This window comes from Cutibacterium modestum (genome assembly GCF_008326345.1).
GTDB classification, from domain to species: Bacteria; Actinomycetota; Actinomycetes; order Propionibacteriales; family Propionibacteriaceae; genus Cutibacterium; species Cutibacterium modestum.
The window spans coordinates 1-17,118 of sequence record NZ_BJEN01000004.1 but is presented as its reverse complement, the minus strand read 5'-3'; the positions used below and the strand labels follow the sequence as shown (position 1 = coordinate 17,118).

Here is a 17,118-nt window from a genome sequence, read left to right as displayed (position 1 = left end):
CATGGATGATAACCACTGGCCGTCCGAATGGCAGCGAGGCGTTCTCGACCTCTGCGTGCTGCGCATCCTGGCCGACGGCCCTACCTACGGTTACAACATCGCGGCCCGGCTCACCGATGCTGGATTCGCCGACGTCAAGGGCGGCACCCTGTACCCACTACTCAAACGTTTGGAAGGCGCCGGTCTGGTTGACGTCGAGTGGCGACCCGGCGAAGCCGGACCGGGCCGAAAGTTCTACCTCATCAATACTGCCGGAAGCCAACGCCTGATGGCGCTCACCGCAAGCTGGCAGCGCTACTCCGCCACCGTCACCCGACTGCTCGACGAAGGATCAGCATCATGAACCACGCACTCGAACGCACCCATGCGCCCCACGTCGACCCCGAGTGGACAAACGCCTTTATCGTCGAGGCCCGTCTCGCGAACCTCGATGGGACAACGATTGGGGATGCACTTGCCGAAATCGATGCCCACGTCGTTTCATCGGGAGAGTCGGCGAAGACCGCATTTGGCGATCCACGCTCCTACGCCCAGGCGCTGGCCACCAGCGCCGGTGCCCGCCCTACGTCGACGGTGGGTGCCGTCACGGCTCCTGCGGCACAGACCATTGGAGTGATCCTGATCCCGATAGGAATCGTGGCACTGCGCCACCACCATCGGGTTGATATCACCATGGGGATGATCGTCACAGCAGCACTCGTCCTGATCCCATGGGTGATCCTGTCTGTGCGCGCCTCGGCTTTGCTGCGCGCTCTAACCCGTAAGGCCATGCCGTGGGCTGTGTTCGTCACCGCCCTCTGGTTCGGCGCACTTGTTATCCCACCAATCGTGCTAACGCGAGTCGTCGGCCAACTTCCGGCATGGGCCGTCGTGGCAACGGGAGCGGCCGGTACGGTAATCGGCACTGGGATAAGCCTGTCAGAGGGTCCCCTCAGTGACCCCATCGTCGCACCGGGATCAACCACTCCCAAGCAGCGCACCGACGTCACGGCCGTCTGGATCCTGCCAGCCTTCACCGTGGTGCTCGCAACACTGGCCTGGTTCCTGGCCTAACCGAACCCGCGCCCCATGAACCATGTCTGAATGGCCCGGGACGCACCGGGATACAACTAGTCTCGGTCCCGGGCTAAATGACAGTCCGGGACCGATTCATGCCCTTCGCTCAGTCGCGTATCAGACGACGATGCCTTGAGGCGTGTGGACGCGCGGCCTCCGGGCCAAGGCGCTCGATCTTGTTGGCCTCGTAGTCGGCGAAGTTGCCCTCGAACCAGAACCAGCGCGGTACGCCGTCCTCGTCCTCACCCTCCCAAGCCAGGATGTGGGTGGCAATGCGGTCGAGGAACCAGCGGTCGTGGGAGACCACCACGGCACAGCCGGGGAATTCCAGCAGGGCATCTTCAAGACTTGAGAGGGTTTCGACGTCGAGGTCGTTGGTCGGCTCGTCAAGGAGTAAGACGTTTCCGCCCTGTTTGAGGGTGAGAGCCAGGTTCAGACGGTTGCGCTCACCACCGGAAAGTACCCCCGACTTCTTCTGCTGGTCCGGGCCCTTGAACCCAAAACTGGCAACGTAGGCGCGCGAGGGCTCCTCAAAGTTCGCGACTTTAATGTAGTCCAGCCCGTCGGAAACAACCTCCCACACGTTCTTCTCCGGATCGATACCGGTGCGGTTCTGGTCGACGTAGGAGAAGCTGACTGTTTCGCCGACCTTGAGGGAGCCAGAGTCAGCCTTCTCCAACCCGACAATCGTTTTGAACAGGGTCGTCTTGCCGACGCCGTTTGGGCCGATAACACCGACGATGCCGGCTCGCGGCAGGGTAAACGAGAGGTCTTTGATAAGGACGCGATCGCCGAATCCCTTGGAGAGGTGCTCGGCCTCCAGCACGACGTTGCCTAGACGCGGACCCGGCGGGATGTTGATTTCGGCGGTGTCGATCTTGCGGTTGCGCTCGGCCTCGGCAGCCATCTCCTCATAGCGGGCCAGGCGGGCTTTATTCTTGGCCTGACGGGCTTTGGGCGAGGAGCGCACCCATTCCAACTCTTTCTCGAGAATTTTGGCGCGTTTGGCGTCTTTCTTGCCCTCAATCTGGAGACGCTTGCGTTTGGTGTCCAGGTAGGTCGAGTAATTGCCCTCGTAGGGGTGCAGCTGGCCGCGGTCGACCTCACAGATCCACTCAGCGACGTGGTCAAGGAAGTAGCGGTCGTGAGTGACGGCTAGCACAGCACCCGGGTAAGACTTGAGGTGACCCTCAAGCCAGTTCACGGACTCGGCATCCAGGTGGTTGGTGGGCTCGTCGAGGAGCAGGAGGTCGGGCTGTTCGATCAGCAGCTTGCATAGCGCGACGCGACGACGCTCGCCACCTGACAGGACGTCAACAGGGGTGTCGCCAGGAGGACATTGCAGGGCATCCATGGCCTGCTCAAGACGGGTGTCGATATCCCACGCATTGGAGTTATCGAGCTCCGTCTGCAGCTCACCCATCTCGGTCATCAGGGCGTCAAAGTCAGCGTCGGGGTTGGCCATCTCGGCGGAGACTTCCTCGAACCGTGCCAGCTTGGCTTTGATGTCGCCAACGGCCTCTTCAACGTTCTCGCGAACGGTCTTGTCTTCGGTGAGTGGGGGCTCCTGAAGCAGGATTCCGACGGTGGCACCCTTGGCAAGATTGGCGTCGCCGTTATTTGGCTTGTCGAGTCCAGCCATCAGCTTGAGCATCGTCGACTTGCCAGCGCCGTTCGGTCCGACAACACCAATCTTGGCGCCCGGGAAGAACGACAGCGTGACGTCGTCAAGGATAACTTTGTCACCCACCGCCTTTCGGACGTTGTGCATGGTGTAGATGAACTCGGCCATCGGCACTCCTCCAGAATCTGCGAGAACGGGGCGGTCGGCACTTCGCCGGCCGCTGCACAGTATGCCAGCCGTTATAACGACTCCCGTCACCAACTCATTCCCAAATCGGCCCCAATCGACCTCAGGAGCCAATCAATTCGACGTCGTCGTCACTCACCTCGGCATCCTCATCGACCGTATCAGGCGAATCACGGTAGCGCACCACCTGATCATCACCCAGGGGCGCCTCGGCACGTTTTTCGGGTCGACGACACACGGCAGGCAAACGAGATAGGTCCGGCCCGACATTGCTTGCAACGACAATAAGCTGCTCGTGGGAGCCCTCATCGTCGATCCAGCTGCGGGTACGAAGTCGCCCGGTCACCATAACCGGGTCCCCTTTGCGCAGGGAGACATGGCAGTTATCCGCAAGTCGACCATAGACATGCACCGACATCCAGGTCGTCGTTCCATCGACCCACTCCCCCTGCTGCATGACACGAGGAGTGTGGGCAACCCGGAATCGGGCTCCCCGCCAGTCCTCTCCGACTTTCATCTCGACGTCAGTTCCGAGGTTCCCGGTGAATGACACGTTTGCGTCCATCTGTGAGCTCCTTTCACTCACATACGGTTATCGGCACAACTCCCGAAATCCGCCAAGCAATATCTCATCTGTGGATAATCTCCAGGCGGCACCGTTCGGGAGCTGTGGATAACGACGCTTAGGACGCTTTCGCCACGATCTTCACTACCTCGTCGTGGTGATCTAGCTCGGCATTTACCGGGTCAACAACCGACTGCCATGCGACGTCGACGAGACTGGCCCGCAATTCAGACTTGGCATGACGTTCAGCAGCTCGGGCACCCGCTTGCACACCGATCCGACACAGCATAGAAGCCACAACCCCCGCAATGACCCCGCCCAGAACCATGAAGGTCGGCACTGGGAAGTTATGCCATCTCACTGGCGGAAGCCGAAGCTGAAAGTAGGCACCCACGGCATCGACGGCGAGCCATGCTAGTCCGGCTACCACGACGATCATGAGGCTCCACTGCACCACCGTTACGAGCTTCCACCAGCCAGTGCCCCGATGTACTCCCAAATCGGTGGAAGCCACAGCCCGGTCGATGTCGTCGGGAAGGTTCTTGCGACGAACCAGCGACGCCGTACGCACCGCGTCGGCCCACGGGCGTGGAAGCCTCTCAGATGCCTCCGAGGCCAAGGACCGCACTGCCATATCGACCCTGGCGCCAGCGACTCCAACTCGCGCCGTCAAAGCGCTGCGCTGCACATCAGTGGGTTCTGTGCCGCTTCCCAGCTCCTTGTTCCTTCTAGAGCCCAAATCCAGATGCAACCGGTGCAGCGGGTCGGGACGAAGCCTCGACACCCACGCTGTCACCGGCCAACCGGTAGCTCGATGTCCCCGCTTGCGATAGGCATCCCGCGTCGCTTCGGCAACCAGTTCAACACTGCCGGCGGTGCATAGTGCCTCAATCAACCGGTCAACGGAATCCTGGCTCACCTGGCCTGCCGCATCTCCAGTTGCCTCGTTCAGGTGCTGCGACACATTGTCGAGGTCGGCGTGCAGCCGGGTCGCTTGGGCCTTCTTGGCGCGCACAGCGCGAGCTAGCGCCACACGCATGTCCTCGATACCCTCACCGGTCGTCGCCGAAATCGCCATGACCTTGGCCTTTTCCAGGCCTTCGGAGTCCAGTAGCTGACGCAGATCGCGCAGACAGTTTTTACGCTGCTCCTTGTTGAGGAGGTCAGCCTGGTTGAGAACCACCGTCATGACCTCAGCATGGCGAGCTAGCGGCGCCAGGTAACGGGTGTGCAAAGCGGCGTCGGCGTATTTCTGCGGGTCGACTACCCACACAATCATGTCAACCATCTCGACGAGACGGTCCACCTCGAGACGGTGTTCGATGCGCACCGAGTCATGATCCGGCAGGTCGAGTAGCACCAAACCATTGAGGACGTCCTCGCTACCCACGTAGTGACGACGTGGAACGTCGAGCCAGTCCAGCAGGGTCTCCGCCGAATCCGTCCCCCAGACCGCAGCAGTGGCCTTCGACGTCGTCGGACGCTTTACCCCAGGATCGGCCAGTTCTGCACCTGCCAAGGCGTTGAACGTCGAAGATTTCCCTGACCCCGTCGCACCAGCAAGCGCAATGACGGTATGGTCGCCACCGATTCGGCAGCGCCGGTCGGCCCGTTCCACAACGGCACGGGCCAGAGCCACGACGTCGTCAGGAATGTACCCTTCCGACAGGTCCACCGCTCGGGTCAGCAGGTCGATACGCTCGGCAAGATCGACGCGATGTCGCCTCATCGTTCCCCCTGACGAGGCTCGGGATCCAGAACGACCGCCGGTTCAACGACCTCAGCGTCAAGGACCGGCATGTTCGCTTGTAACTGCCCTATTTTGGCAGGCTGGGGTGCCTCGGCTTCGGGATCCTGACAACGGGTTCGGATCGTCACCTGATCGCTGTGAGACCCTGGCGCATCTTGAGCTTGTCGGATCTCCTCGATCGACGTGCGGATTTGGGCCGGAAGCTCGGTATCGACTTCCAAGCTGCCAAGAACCGCCTGATACCGCGTCACCTCATTCGCAAGCAAGCCCTCAACACGCGCATCGAGCTGGTCCTTCGCGACTTTCGCCAGGCGCCGCACCGCGTCATCTCCAAAAAGTGCCTCCAACAGACGCTGGGCGACGATGGCTGATCCCCCGGCAATCCCCGCTTCAGCTCCCGATAATCCACCCGTGTGAGCAAATACGACGAGCATCAGGGCAGCGGAAACCCCATTGACGCCGAAAGCCATGAATCGCGCCTTGGAGCGTTTGTTCATGCCCTCCCCAGCAACGAGTTCCATGACATCTCCCCGCCAATCTCTCACCATTCGAGAGACGGCCTCGTCAAACCCCTGCGACGGGCGGGACAAATCCTCATCGACCCCCTCCAGGACGCTGCGACCTGCCGGATCGGCCTGCCACACGGACTCGATCCGCTCACACCCAGCCTGGGCCTCAGCGATGACGAGACTTTCCAAGCCAGATTCCACTGCGACGCTAACCTTCTCGACCTCCGGCGGTGCCCCCTTGAGCGCCTTCACCACACGGTCTCGGAACCAGGAAACCTTCGCCTCCATAGCGCGCATGAACTCGCCAGTTCCAACGAATTCGTGCCATCGTGCCAGGACCTCGCCACGCAACAGAGTGCCATCAGCGGACTGGGCGGCAATCGACCTTGAGGACTCAGCCATGATCGACTGGGCGTCCTCATACAGCCGCGACGTTGCCATTGCCTGCGCTTCTAAGCCGCCAACGACGTACGAGGATCTCTCACAAACCGAACCGATCGCCCCAGACAAGGTAAACGCAATGACCTCGCGTCGTTTCTGCTGGTTCTGGGCCAAATTCGACAAGAAAAACCGCAGAGGGGCGACGGCCTGATCAGGAAGTAAACCCTCGGCATTCGTTTTAGTCTCCGGGACAGCAAACAGTGGAGAATCAGCCAGGCCGCGCTCCGTCATAAGCCGGCCGAGGTCCGCCGGTACCTCTCTCATTGCCTCGGCAGGGATGCGGTTACACACCACCGTGACCGATGCATGCCTCTCCTGAGCCTCTTCAAGGAAATCCCACGGCACCGCGTCCGCGTAGCGGGCCGCTGAGGTGACAAAGACCCACAGGTCTGCCGCCTGGAGCAGCTGAGCTGCCAAATCACGGTTTCGCGCCACGACAGAGTCAATGTCTGGGGCATCAAGGATGGCCAAGCCTCGCGGTATCTCGGGCTCCGCGACAAGCTGCAAGCTCGACGCGTCGTTACTGGCTACCCGGGAGCGCACCAGGGTGGGCAAGACTCGGTCTCCGTCGAACCACAAAGCGTCGTCGGAGTGGTGGACGAGAACGGGTGAAGTCGTGGTGGGGCGGATAACCCCCGGTCGCGTCACCATCCGGCCCACCAAAGAGTTCACCAGGGTTGATTTACCAGCGCCGGTCGACCCTCCTACCACCGCCAAGAGAGGCGCATCAATAGTCTCTAGGCGCGGCAAAATATAGTCGTTGAGCTGGTTAGCAATGCGTCGTGCCAGCCCAGCTTGGGTAACAGCCTCGGGTAAGTCCAGGGGAAACTGGGCCTGACGCAGGTTTTGCCGCAGATCGGTCAGCGACAGCAACATCTGCTCCGTGTTCATGGTGATCCTTCCTGGTCACTCGTCAGGCCTGTGGCGGCGCCCACTGCAACTCGTTATTGACCGGCTGGTTACGACGCCGCTTGAGGAACGCGGGCAGCCTCGGCTTCGACAGTTTGGCACCTCGCGCGACGGTGACAGCCATCGGGCGCAGAGCGTTCATGCGATTGATGAGCTGGATCTGACGCGGGCCAGGGTCATCGTCCAGTCCACGCACGACTGCATCACGCAGGTAAGCGAGATCCGTCCCAACGCGCAGGAACTCCAGAGTGCGCCACCACCGACGCAGCCCCTGGCTGAGAGCCACCAACGCCGCCCACTGGCGACGTCGCAGGGCCGCAAGTGTGTCCGCGTCGGAGGCTGGCAGCCATCCGGCCTTGATGTAATCCTCGAGTCGATGGCGGATCATGTTGCCTTCACGCACCGTGCGGATGACCATGAAAACCACCACAGAAGCGACGATGCCGAGGGCGACGAACCACAACTTCTTAAGGGTCGCCATCGGTAACACCGAGGAGAACCCATTAAAGAGCATGTGGCCCACGACAGCCATAACGAACCCCGTCGTCGGAACGAGAATCCTCACAAGTCGACTACGTGCCCTCAGCCCGAGAGCCAGACCAATACCCGTCATGCTGGTGAACAGCGGATGCCCAAAAGAGGTGTACACCCCTCGCAGCAGCACTAACTCCATCACCGCCTGTTTCGGGTCCCCCGCTGAAGCCGTCACCCGGGCATAGTTGTCCGCACGGGCGTAATACATGATGTTCTCAACGAAGGCGAAACCAACTGCCGAGAGCCCGGCCATGCTCACCGTCTGGACTACCGAAGTCATCCGTCGCCCCGTGCCGACGGCTAGCACGAAAAGAACAAGCGCCTTGCACGATTCCTCGACGAAGGGGGCCGAATACACCGCCGGACCGGCGCCTGATGCTGGATCAACCCCACCTGTCACCGAGAGCATCCCGGCCATCCACGTGTTCACGTGCATGCTGACCCAGGTCGCCCCGCACGCTCCCCAGCAAAAGCAGAGAAACCACACGTGCAGGTGCCGGGTTCTGAATCGATCAATGAGAATAAAAATCGCTGACCACACGGCAGCCGTCGGCCACGCGTAGTGGAAGCCCAACTTCAAGGACTGGTTGGTAATCCCCGGGATGACGCCCTTCTGGCCTTCCCTCTCAACCTCAGTATCCGCGTGCACGATGACGTAGGTATGAATCAAGCAGGCCGCTGAGATCAGCACCATTGTGAGTAGCACCCAGAACCACGGGTTGCGCAACAGACGCTGCCACCAGGGACGACGCACAACGGGCGTGGGGGCAACGTACGACATGGTTGAAAGACTACCGGCCGCCCGGGACACTTTCCGATGGGTCGAGTCCTCGCCCGGCGAAACACGGGAAGAACAATGGCGGCCCGGGTGGGAATCGAACCCACGCGCGACAGATTAGAAGGCTGCTGCTCTATCCGCTGAGCTACCGGGCCATCTCTGACATCTTATCCAGGTCCGGCCTTGATAACCCAGCCAGCCCCAACCTGGTAGCGAACACCCCTGCATGCATGTGTTCGACGTCCTAGCCTGTCCCCGTGACTGATTCGACGCACACAGATCCCCCCACCCCACCGGTGACGTGGTCGTCGATCATCGTTTCGGCCTATCTGCCGACGCTAATGTCCTCTCTGGGCTACGGCGCAGTAATTCCACTCATCCCGCTTACCGCGGTACATATCGGCGCATCGGCAGCCCTCGCTGCCGCGATTGCCGCGCTCGTCGGTATCGGCCAGATCATCGGCGATGTACCTGCCGGGTGGCTCGTAACAAAGATCGGCGAGAAATGGTCCCTGGTGATGGCCATGCTCATTGACGCAGTTGCGCTTGTATCCATAGGATTGGTACCCCACCTCGGCTTGCTCGCCGTCGCGGTCTTTGTCAATGGCATGGCTGGCGCCGTGTATGGCATTGCTCGACAGAATTACCTGACGGTAGCGATCCCATACCGATACCGAGCTCGCGCACTATCGACCCTCGGCGGAGTGTTCCGGGTAGGTTGGTTTGTCGGCCCCATGGCGGGGTCGTGGATTCTCCGCGAAACCTCTATGTCATGGGCATATGGGTTTGCATCCATTGCCAGTGTTCTCGCCGCTGCTGTGACCACCGTCATGTCCGATCTTCCCCCAGTCGATACCCCACAGACCGCCACCGCGGATGCCCCCACCAAGATCTCGACGTGGACGATCGCCAAACAAAATTCCAAGATCCTGTGGACGACGGGATTGGGAGTGACAGCCCTCATGGTCGTCCAATCCGCACGACGTTCCCTGCTACCGCTGTGGTGCCACGCCAACGGTCTTGCCCCAGCCACCACGGACCTCATCTATGCCTGGTCGATGGCCGCCGACGTCCTCCTCTTCCTACCTGGCGGAGCGTTTATGGACAAATTCGGACGCTGGTGGGTGGCCGTGCCGTCGATCTTCATTCAAGCCGTCGCACTCCTCACTTTGCCACTGGCCCACACAGCGACGACGATCGGCATCGTCGCCCTCATCATCGGTATTGGTAACGGCGCAAGCTCCGGCATCGTCATGACGCTGGGATCCGACGCCTCCCCCAACATCGGACGCCCACAGTTCCTGGCAGCGTGGCGACTTCTCTCCGACACTGGTTCGGCACTGGGACCAATCGTCGTTACCCTCGTCACCCTGGCCTGGCCCCTGTCGACCGCCAGCATCGTGATGTCTATCATCGGCCTGGTCGGCAGCTATTGGATGGGCCGATGGGCGCCGCGCGGCAAACGCTAACTGGTACTGCCTCGCCAACCCACTGTCACAACCACCAACTAGGCTGTGATGCCGTGAGAGACATGTTGGTGTGGATCGATTGCGAGATGACCGGGCTTGACCTGGCCCACGACGGGCTCATCGAGGTGGCCGCACTGGTCACCGATGGGCAACTCAACGTCCAAGGCGAAGGAGTGGACGTCATCATCAAACCCGAACCGCAGTGGCTCGAGCACATGAATGACTTCGTGCGCGACATGCACACCAAGTCCGGTCTCCTTGAGGAACTCGACAAGGGACTGACGATGATGCAGGCCCAAGAGCAGGTGCTCGACTACATCCACACCTACGTCCCGCAAGCTGGCAAGGCACCGTTAGCTGGCAACACCATCGGCACCGACCGCTCCTTCCTGGCCAAGGACATGCCTGAGCTCGAATCCTACGTGCACTATCGCAATGTCGACGTCTCCTCCATTAAGGAGCTGGCACGACGCTGGTACCCGCGCGCATTCGGACGCTCTCCGGAAAAACAAGGCAACCACCGAGCATTGGCCGACATCCAGGAGTCCATTGAGGAGCTCATGTACTGGCGCGAGGCCCTCATGGTTCCCTCCCCCGGGCCGGAGACCAAGCGTTGTGACGAGATTGCAGCCAAATACCAGGGCCTCCTCACCGGGGCCGGGAGGGACTGACGCCGGGGAGCGGAAAGACCAAAGTTGCATTCCTGCTCCCGGACCCGGTACCCTTCACGGGTTGCCTGATAGAGACACGTGGTGGCTATAGCTCAGTCGGTAGAGCACCTGGTTGTGGTCCAGGGGGTCGCGGGTTCAAGTCCCGTTAGCCACCCCAGTTTTTCGAGAGGGGGGAGGCGGTAACCCCGCCCCTCGAGCGAGTCGTGTATCTGCGACAGTCTTGTGTTCTTTGACCTTCACAGCAAGTTGGGTTCCTCTTGACGCGTTCCCGACGACTCCCCCTAGCCCTTCGAGCAGATCAAGTGCTTGTTCGGGTCTCCGCCTTCCTTTTCATGCGTATCGGGCGACCCCTCAGCCGCATCGCTCCCCGTCGTCACCTGCATAGTCATCGTCAACAACTCCTCGCAGAACGACGCTTCACCCGTCATTGTCCAAAACCAACGAGGGAGTGTCCACGATGTGAAATGTGAGTTCTCCGGCCTCGCTCGCCCCTTCGGCAAGACACAATGCTCCCCATGACCGTGGAAAATCAGCATCCCGCTACGGAGGACCAGCATCTTCGACGAAGCCTCAGCAATAGGCACATCCAGCTCATTGCCATTGGCGGAGCCATCGGCACCGGCCTGTTTATGGGCACCGGCAAGTCCATCCATACCGCCGGTCCGAGCATCGTGGTGGCCTACCTCGTCATCGGCGTAATGCTCTTCTTCGTCATGCGTGCCATGGGTGAGTTGTTGCTGCACAACCTGCAATGGAAATCTTTTCAGGATTTCGCCGCTGATCTCCTCGGCCCGCGGGCGGGATTCTTCCTGGGATGGACGTACTGGTTGTGCTGGGTCGTCACGGGCATGGCCGACGTCATCGCCATCACCTCGTATTGGAATTTCTGGACCCGCGACCGCACCTGGGCCTTCATCCTCACCGCGGCGACGCTTCTGCTGCTCCTCGCCCTCAACCTCTTGACAGTGAGGCTTTTCGGCGAACTGGAGTTTTGGTTTGCCCTCATCAAGATCGTCGCGATCCTCATCCTCATTGCGGTAGCGACCGTACTCGTCATCACGGGATTTACCTCAGCCAACGGATACAAAGCGTCGGTGTCAAATCTGTGGTCTTATGGCGGCTTCGCCCCACGCGGCTGGAGCGGATTCTTCGGCGGCTTCCAGATCTCAGTTTTCGCCTACGTTGGTATTGAGCTGGTCGGCACCACCTCTGCTGAGACCGCCGATCCCCCCAAGACGATACCCAAGGCCATCAACGCGGTGCCGATCCGCGTTCTCGTGTTCTATGTGGCAGCTCTACTCGCCATGATGTGTGTCACCCCATGGAATCTCGTCCAGACCGATTCCTCCCCTTTCGTCCAAATGTTCGGACTCATCGGATTCACCGCAGCTGCCGACGTCATGAACTTTGTCGTCCTCACCTCAGCGGCCTCGAGTGCCAACTCGGGCGTCTACTCGACGTCTCGTATGCTTTACGGCCTGGCTCACAAGGGCATGGCGTCGCGAGCTTTCGGCAAGCTGTCGCGCCACGGCGTCCCCGGCTGGGGACTGTTTTGCACCGTCATCCTCATCGGATCGGCCCTCATTCTCGCCGCGAAAGGTTCGGTCATAGAGGCATTCACACTCGTGACAACCGTGTCAGCGGTGCTGTTCATTTTCGTATGGAGCATGATTCTTATCAGCCATATTGTCCACGTACAACGCAACCCGCAGGCTCATTCCGAGTCGATCTACCCGATGCCAGGCGCCAGTTTCATGCCGTGGGTCGTGCTCGCTTTCTTCGTCTTTGTCATCATCCTTCTCACCGGAGCCGACGACACGCTTCAGGCCTTGCTTGTTACTCCCATATGGTTCATCCTGCTGGGTATTGCGTGGGCAATCGTCCGGCACCGCTCACACCACGACGACCTCGAAACCGATCTACCAATCAATTAAGACCTTCACTCCAACCGCTACAGTAAGTGCGGTCAAGTTCGGTCATTTCGGGAGTAAATCATGTCCGATGAGGGCGCCATCGGCGAATCGACAACGAAGCGTATCGGCAGCCACTACGTTCTCGACGACGTGCTCGGACGAGGTTCCATGGGGACGGTGTAGCGTGGTCATGATCTCAATAACGGATCCCCATGCGCCATCAAAGTTCTTAACTCAAAGTTGACGACGGATAAAGGCGCAACCCGACGCTTCATCGATGAACGTGACATCTTCATGTCCGTCGACGACGACGCCGTCGTCCGAGTCACTGACATGGTCGTCGAATCTTCAACGTTCGCCATCGTCATGGAATTGGTTGATGGCCCGGACCTCGCGCAAGTCCTGAAGTCCGTACCGGATCACCGCCTAGACCAGAACACGGCGGTTGACCTGGGAATCGAGATTTGCCAGGCTCTCACCGCAATTCACCGCGTCGGTATTCGACATCTCGACATCAAGCCAGCGAATATCCTTATTTCGGACCCCGAGAACGTCCGTGGGGCGCGAATTACCGATTTCGGCGTCTCTGAAATGATCGTCCCTCATGGACCGCGCGAAATCGTCGGTACCCCCTATTACCAAGCTCCTGAGATCGCAGCCGGCCGGACGCCAACGGCCGCCAGCGATCTGTACTCATTTGGTGTGACCCTCTACGAGATGCTCGCTGGCCACGTACCGTTCCAGCCTGATTCAGCCGGAGAACCTAAGACGCGATCAGCCACCACAACTCATCCCAGGCGCCGATCCACGACTGTGGAACACCATAATGACGCGTCTGGCACCTGATCCTTCCCAGCGCCCCGACAGCGCTGAGGTGCTGGCCTTTGAGTTGCGTTCGTGGCTCAGTGGAGGCCAACCGGTGGCACTCATCAGCCCTCGGCCTCAGTCTGTCCGCCCCGCTCCACGCTCTGCGCCCATGCCGCAACTAGTTCTCCCGCAGTCGGCGCCGTCAGCGATGAGCGGGGCCGCTCCGGCGTCGGCACGATCAGCAGCACCTGTCGAGACACAACGGCATGGCATTAGACGGGTTATGGCACTGTTAGCTGTGCTGATTGTCGTTGGAGCTGGGATCTTCTTCTACCTCAAGGGAGTGCCTGGCCTTCACTCGAATGCCGCTCCCCAACCAACCCAAACACCAATCACACCACCCCACACACCGACCCCTATGCCAGAAACGATAGCGACGCGAACTGTGACAGCCCATGCCACGGTGACGGCGACGGGTTCTCCCGCACAGATCCAGCTTCCTGGCGGGGTAGTGGAGTGTGGCCAGGAGTCCTGGATCGCCAATCCTCACACCAGCTGTCCCCTGGCGTTAGAAGTCGCGCGGTCTGTGCCAGCAAACCATCCGGCAAACTTTGCCATCGACGTGAAGGATCCAGGAATAGGAAAATCACGACGCTTTTCCTGCAGTACCGTCGGGCAATACGTCGATTGTGGCAGCCAGGATCTCGAGGTCTATCTCGTCATACCCGGATGATGGTCACACGACTTGGTAGTTACCTACTATGAAATACTCCTAACCATGAGACGGCGAACAATCATCGCAGCGGGTTTGAGCATGCCGCTTGCTGGATGCGTTTCACAAGGCGCCCAACCCGAAGAACCACCGTCCACGGCAGTCACGGTGTCACCGACTCCTCCTGACACCCCGAGGTCATACTCGGCAAGCCCGACGCCGACTCCATCCAAGGCTTCGACACGTGCCTCCACACCGACCCCGATCCGCCTGGATCCGCGGGCCGCCAAGATCGTCAAGAAATTATCTCCCGAGCAACGTGCTGGCCAGTGCATTCTCGTCGGTGTAGTGCCGTCCGACTCCCCCGAATACATCGCCAACCTCATTGATACCCAGTGTTTGGCCGGAATTTTCCTGCTTGGGCACTGGACGAACCGGGCCAAGCTCAAGGCCATACTCGACGCTGTTAACAGCGTCAACCCTCATGGCATCAGACCCATCGTTGCGACTGACCACGAAGGCGGCGAGATCCAAAACATCCGGGTGCCAGGAGTCGACCTCTTGCCGAGCCAGGAGGCTCTGGCCCGGATGTCCCCGGCCAAGGTACAATCAGTGGTGACGGCCGGAGCTCGTCAGCTCGCCAAACTCGGTGTCCATATGGTCTTCTCACCCGTGGCTGACGTGATCGACCCTGGCCTTGGGGTACGCAATAAGCCAATCACCAAGCACCATCGTGGTTTCGGAACCGATCCGCGCAAATGCGGGCAATATTCGGCTGCCGTCATTGCGGGACACCGCAAGGCCGGGATCATTTCGACCACTAAGCACTTTCCTGGAATTGGACGGATCGTCGAGGACACTGACTTCAAATCCGCCGGTATCACTGATGACAAAACCACCCGCCATGACCGATATCTCGAATCCTTCCGGATGGCCTTCGATGCTGGATCTGAAGCCGTCATGATCGCATCTGCGTACTACTCAAAGATCGATCCTGGCACCCTCGGGTTATTTTCGTCGAAGATTATGACAGACATGCTGCGCGGCGACTTCGGTTATCAGGGGCTTATCGTGTCCGACGACCTGGGAAGTTCAGTCTCAGTATTCTCAGTCGATGGTGGCCATCGTGCAAGCAAATTCGTCTCTGCCGGCGGCGATCTAGCTATCACCGCTGACCCTAGCCTCGCAGGCCCCATGATCCGAGCGTTGACGTCGATCACGACGTCCGCGTCGGGCAGAAAACGCCTGTCCGACGCTGCTAGCCATGTCATCAATGTCAAACTGGCGCATTCACTGACGAAGTGAAAGGAGAATGAATCGTGACTGACGACGGATTCGGCAAGGGGGAACACCCCGATAATTCACACTCCGACTACAACGACGTCGAGTCGACCCCGGAGCGGCCCGATTCAAATAGTGGTCAAAGGCACGATGACGAGCCTACCCAGGAACTCTCACAGGGTCGTGACACTACGCAACAGTTCTCGATGAATCCTGACGCTTCCCAATACCAGTACGATAATCAGCAGTATCCGCAGCAAAGCGATTATCAGAATGCTCCGTACCCCCAGGGCTGGAACCAATACCCGCAAAACTGGAACCAGTACCCCCAAAGCGGTGAGGGTTGGAGAAGCCAGAATGCTGCCGGATGGGCCCAGCAAGCAGGCCAGTATGCCCAGTACCCGCAACAGGGATGGGACGGACAAAATCCCCAGCAGGGCTGGAACCCCAATCAATACGCGCAACAGGGATGGGATGGCCAACCCGGCGATGGCGCCCAAGGCACTCCCCCAGCGGGTTTCGACCAGGGGAGCATTGCTCATCCCCAGAACAACCCAAACTATTACTTCGATAGTGCCGGTCAGCGTGGACCCGGCTGGTACGGCCCTTACGGAGAGTTCTTTCCTGCCGCCGACGCACCTGGCCCTGACGGTCAGCCCGATCCAAACGCCTACCTGGCCGAGGGGGCACCAGCTGGCGCAACCGCCGCTGACCCTGAAAACGTCAGCGAATCGGTAGGCGGGATTCCATTCAGCGATGCGCCTCAACCTAAGCGCAAAAGCCAGTACTGGATTATTGCCGTCGCAGCCATTCTCGTCGTTGCCCTCGGCGTCGGAACGTACTTCTACCTGAGGTCTAAGTCGGAGTCGACGAAGGCCGTCCCTGTGCCAGCGTCGAAAACTTCCTCCTCGGCCTCAGGGACTCTCACCCCCACCCCTGACCTCGTCCGTCAGCTATTTAATGCTCCCGATGCACAGGTGCAGTGGGTTAGCCTTGCTGCCGACGGACAAAACGCTGCCGTTGCCTACACATCGACGTTTAATATTAACGGTAAATCCGCCGGACCCAATGGTGGGCACCTGGTTATGAGGAAGAATGGAAGCCACTGGGAACCCCTTTCTCAGGGCGGAGTCATCGTCGACGATAGCGATTGCGACGCGATGCTCAAGACCCTGGGAAACAAGGCAGCCGTTGCAGCCAGCCAGGTCATGAACAATAAGCAATGCGACCCCGCTATCGTGTACGACTTGGCTAAGGCGAGTCCCATCCGCCTCGGCGACATGGCGGGTATTGGGCCTCTCAATTTAGACAAGGACACCTCTGAACTTGCCAGTACAATCCACGTCATCCCCAGCAACATCGGAGATACCTGCACACGTAGCACGCCAGAGTACGCTCGTTATAACGGCTTCCTTGGCGGTGTCTGGACTCAGAGCGGCCAAGTACAGGCGTACCTCTTTGTTGGAGGCAACAATGCCTCGTCTAATGGGGCACGTATTGGAATCACGGAGGCGCAGCTGCGTTCCGACTATTCCAAGCTTAAGCTATCTGACGTCACTTCGGACTTCTCGGGATTAGGTTACGAGAAGGCCCTTGCCTTTTCTTACAAGGGCAAAGAAGTTGATTACCTCCTTAACGGAGGCAAGGTAACCGCCTATATGATTAGGAACTCTGACTTCAGCCCAACAACCTGCTGATAACTAGATTCGAGCACGCCGTGGCTTCCTCTTACCAGGAGGCCACGGCGTTATTCTGCGATCGTAGTAATCAATGCGCGGATCGTTTGGTGTTGTAAATGTTGAGGGGGCTGGACTATCAGAACTCCAGGACACATCTATCCCGTGTTTGTGGGTGGGTGTGTGGTGTTAGGGGGTGTCACAGATTATGGTTGAGCGAGTCCCTTCTGGTGAGGG

General features: G+C 59.7%; 12 protein-coding genes, 2 tRNA genes and 1 pseudogene. 9 read left to right on the top strand and 6 right to left on the bottom strand.

Annotated features, from left to right (window positions below):
• Position 1: 1 nt before the first annotated feature.
• Together F1563_RS11675 and F1563_RS11670 are read left to right on the top strand one after the other, a co-directional pair.
• Positions 2–343 (top strand): PadR family transcriptional regulator, encoded by a 342-nt coding sequence (locus F1563_RS11675; protein WP_002527117.1) that lies wholly within the window; start codon positions 2–4, stop codon positions 341–343.
• Positions 340–1,053 (top strand): hypothetical protein, encoded by a 714-nt coding sequence (locus F1563_RS11670; RefSeq protein ID WP_002527118.1) that lies wholly within the window; start codon positions 340–342, stop codon positions 1,051–1,053. Before F1563_RS11675 ends, F1563_RS11670 begins: the two co-directional genes overlap by 4 nt.
• Before the next feature lie 109 nt (positions 1,054–1,162).
• Here the strand turns inward: F1563_RS11670 and ettA are convergent, their stop codons facing one another.
• The 6 genes from ettA to F1563_RS11640 all read right to left on the bottom strand — a co-directional run bounded on the left by ettA (position 1,163) and on the right by F1563_RS11640 (position 8,507).
• Entirely contained in the window at positions 1,163–2,848 is a 1,686-nt protein-coding gene (gene ettA, locus F1563_RS11665) for an energy-dependent translational throttle protein EttA (protein WP_002527119.1), read from the bottom strand.
• Positions 2,849–2,969: 121 nt separating this feature from the next.
• A complete protein-coding gene (locus F1563_RS11660; RefSeq protein ID WP_002527120.1) occupies positions 2,970–3,431 on the bottom strand; it encodes a single-stranded DNA-binding protein in 462 nt (153 codons plus the stop codon).
• 118 nt (positions 3,432–3,549) lie between these two features.
• On the bottom strand, positions 3,550–5,160 hold the full coding sequence (locus F1563_RS11655; RefSeq protein ID WP_002527121.1) for a YfjP family GTPase: 1,611 nt from the start codon (positions 5,158–5,160) through the stop codon (positions 3,550–3,552).
• Positions 5,157–7,022: a dynamin family protein gene (locus F1563_RS11650; RefSeq protein WP_002527122.1), complete on the bottom strand. Its 1,866-nt coding sequence runs from the start codon at positions 7,020–7,022 to the stop codon at positions 5,157–5,159. Before F1563_RS11650 ends, F1563_RS11655 begins: the two co-directional genes overlap by 4 nt.
• A gap of 22 nt (positions 7,023–7,044) precedes the next feature.
• A complete protein-coding gene (locus F1563_RS11645) occupies positions 7,045–8,355 on the bottom strand; it encodes a PrsW family intramembrane metalloprotease (protein WP_007433582.1) in 1,311 nt (436 codons plus the stop codon).
• A 76-nt stretch (positions 8,356–8,431) separates the two neighbouring features.
• Positions 8,432–8,507 (bottom strand) — tRNA-Arg (locus F1563_RS11640).
• A 141-nt stretch (positions 8,508–8,648) separates the two neighbouring features.
• Between F1563_RS11640 and F1563_RS11635 the strand changes: the two genes are divergently transcribed.
• From F1563_RS11635 to F1563_RS11605, 7 genes and pseudogenes are all read left to right on the top strand, one after another.
• Positions 8,649–9,821, top strand: coding sequence for an MFS transporter (locus F1563_RS11635; RefSeq protein WP_172623717.1), 1,173 nt, complete (start codon positions 8,649–8,651; stop codon positions 9,819–9,821).
• Positions 9,822–9,883: 62 nt separating this feature from the next.
• Positions 9,884–10,492 carry an oligoribonuclease gene (orn, locus tag F1563_RS11630; protein WP_002527125.1) on the top strand — a complete coding sequence of 203 codons (609 nt, stop codon included), beginning with the start codon at positions 9,884–9,886 and terminating at the stop codon, positions 10,490–10,492.
• Between the two features lie 81 nt (positions 10,493–10,573).
• Positions 10,574–10,649 (top strand) — tRNA-His (locus F1563_RS11625).
• A 349-nt stretch (positions 10,650–10,998) separates the two neighbouring features.
• Positions 10,999–12,426, top strand: a complete 1,428-nt coding sequence (locus F1563_RS11620; RefSeq protein ID WP_002546445.1) for an amino acid permease — start codon at positions 10,999–11,001, stop codon at positions 12,424–12,426.
• A 60-nt stretch (positions 12,427–12,486) separates the two neighbouring features.
• Positions 12,487–13,945: pseudogene (locus F1563_RS11615) on the top strand (serine/threonine-protein kinase).
• A 45-nt stretch (positions 13,946–13,990) separates the two neighbouring features.
• On the top strand, positions 13,991–15,229 hold the full coding sequence (locus F1563_RS11610) for a glycoside hydrolase family 3 N-terminal domain-containing protein (RefSeq protein WP_007433585.1): 1,239 nt from the start codon (positions 13,991–13,993) through the stop codon (positions 15,227–15,229).
• A 14-nt stretch (positions 15,230–15,243) separates the two neighbouring features.
• Positions 15,244–16,902: a chromosomal replication initiator protein DnaA gene (locus tag F1563_RS11605; RefSeq protein ID WP_002527132.1), complete on the top strand. Its 1,659-nt coding sequence runs from the start codon at positions 15,244–15,246 to the stop codon at positions 16,900–16,902.
• Positions 16,903–17,118: the final 216 nt, after the last annotated feature.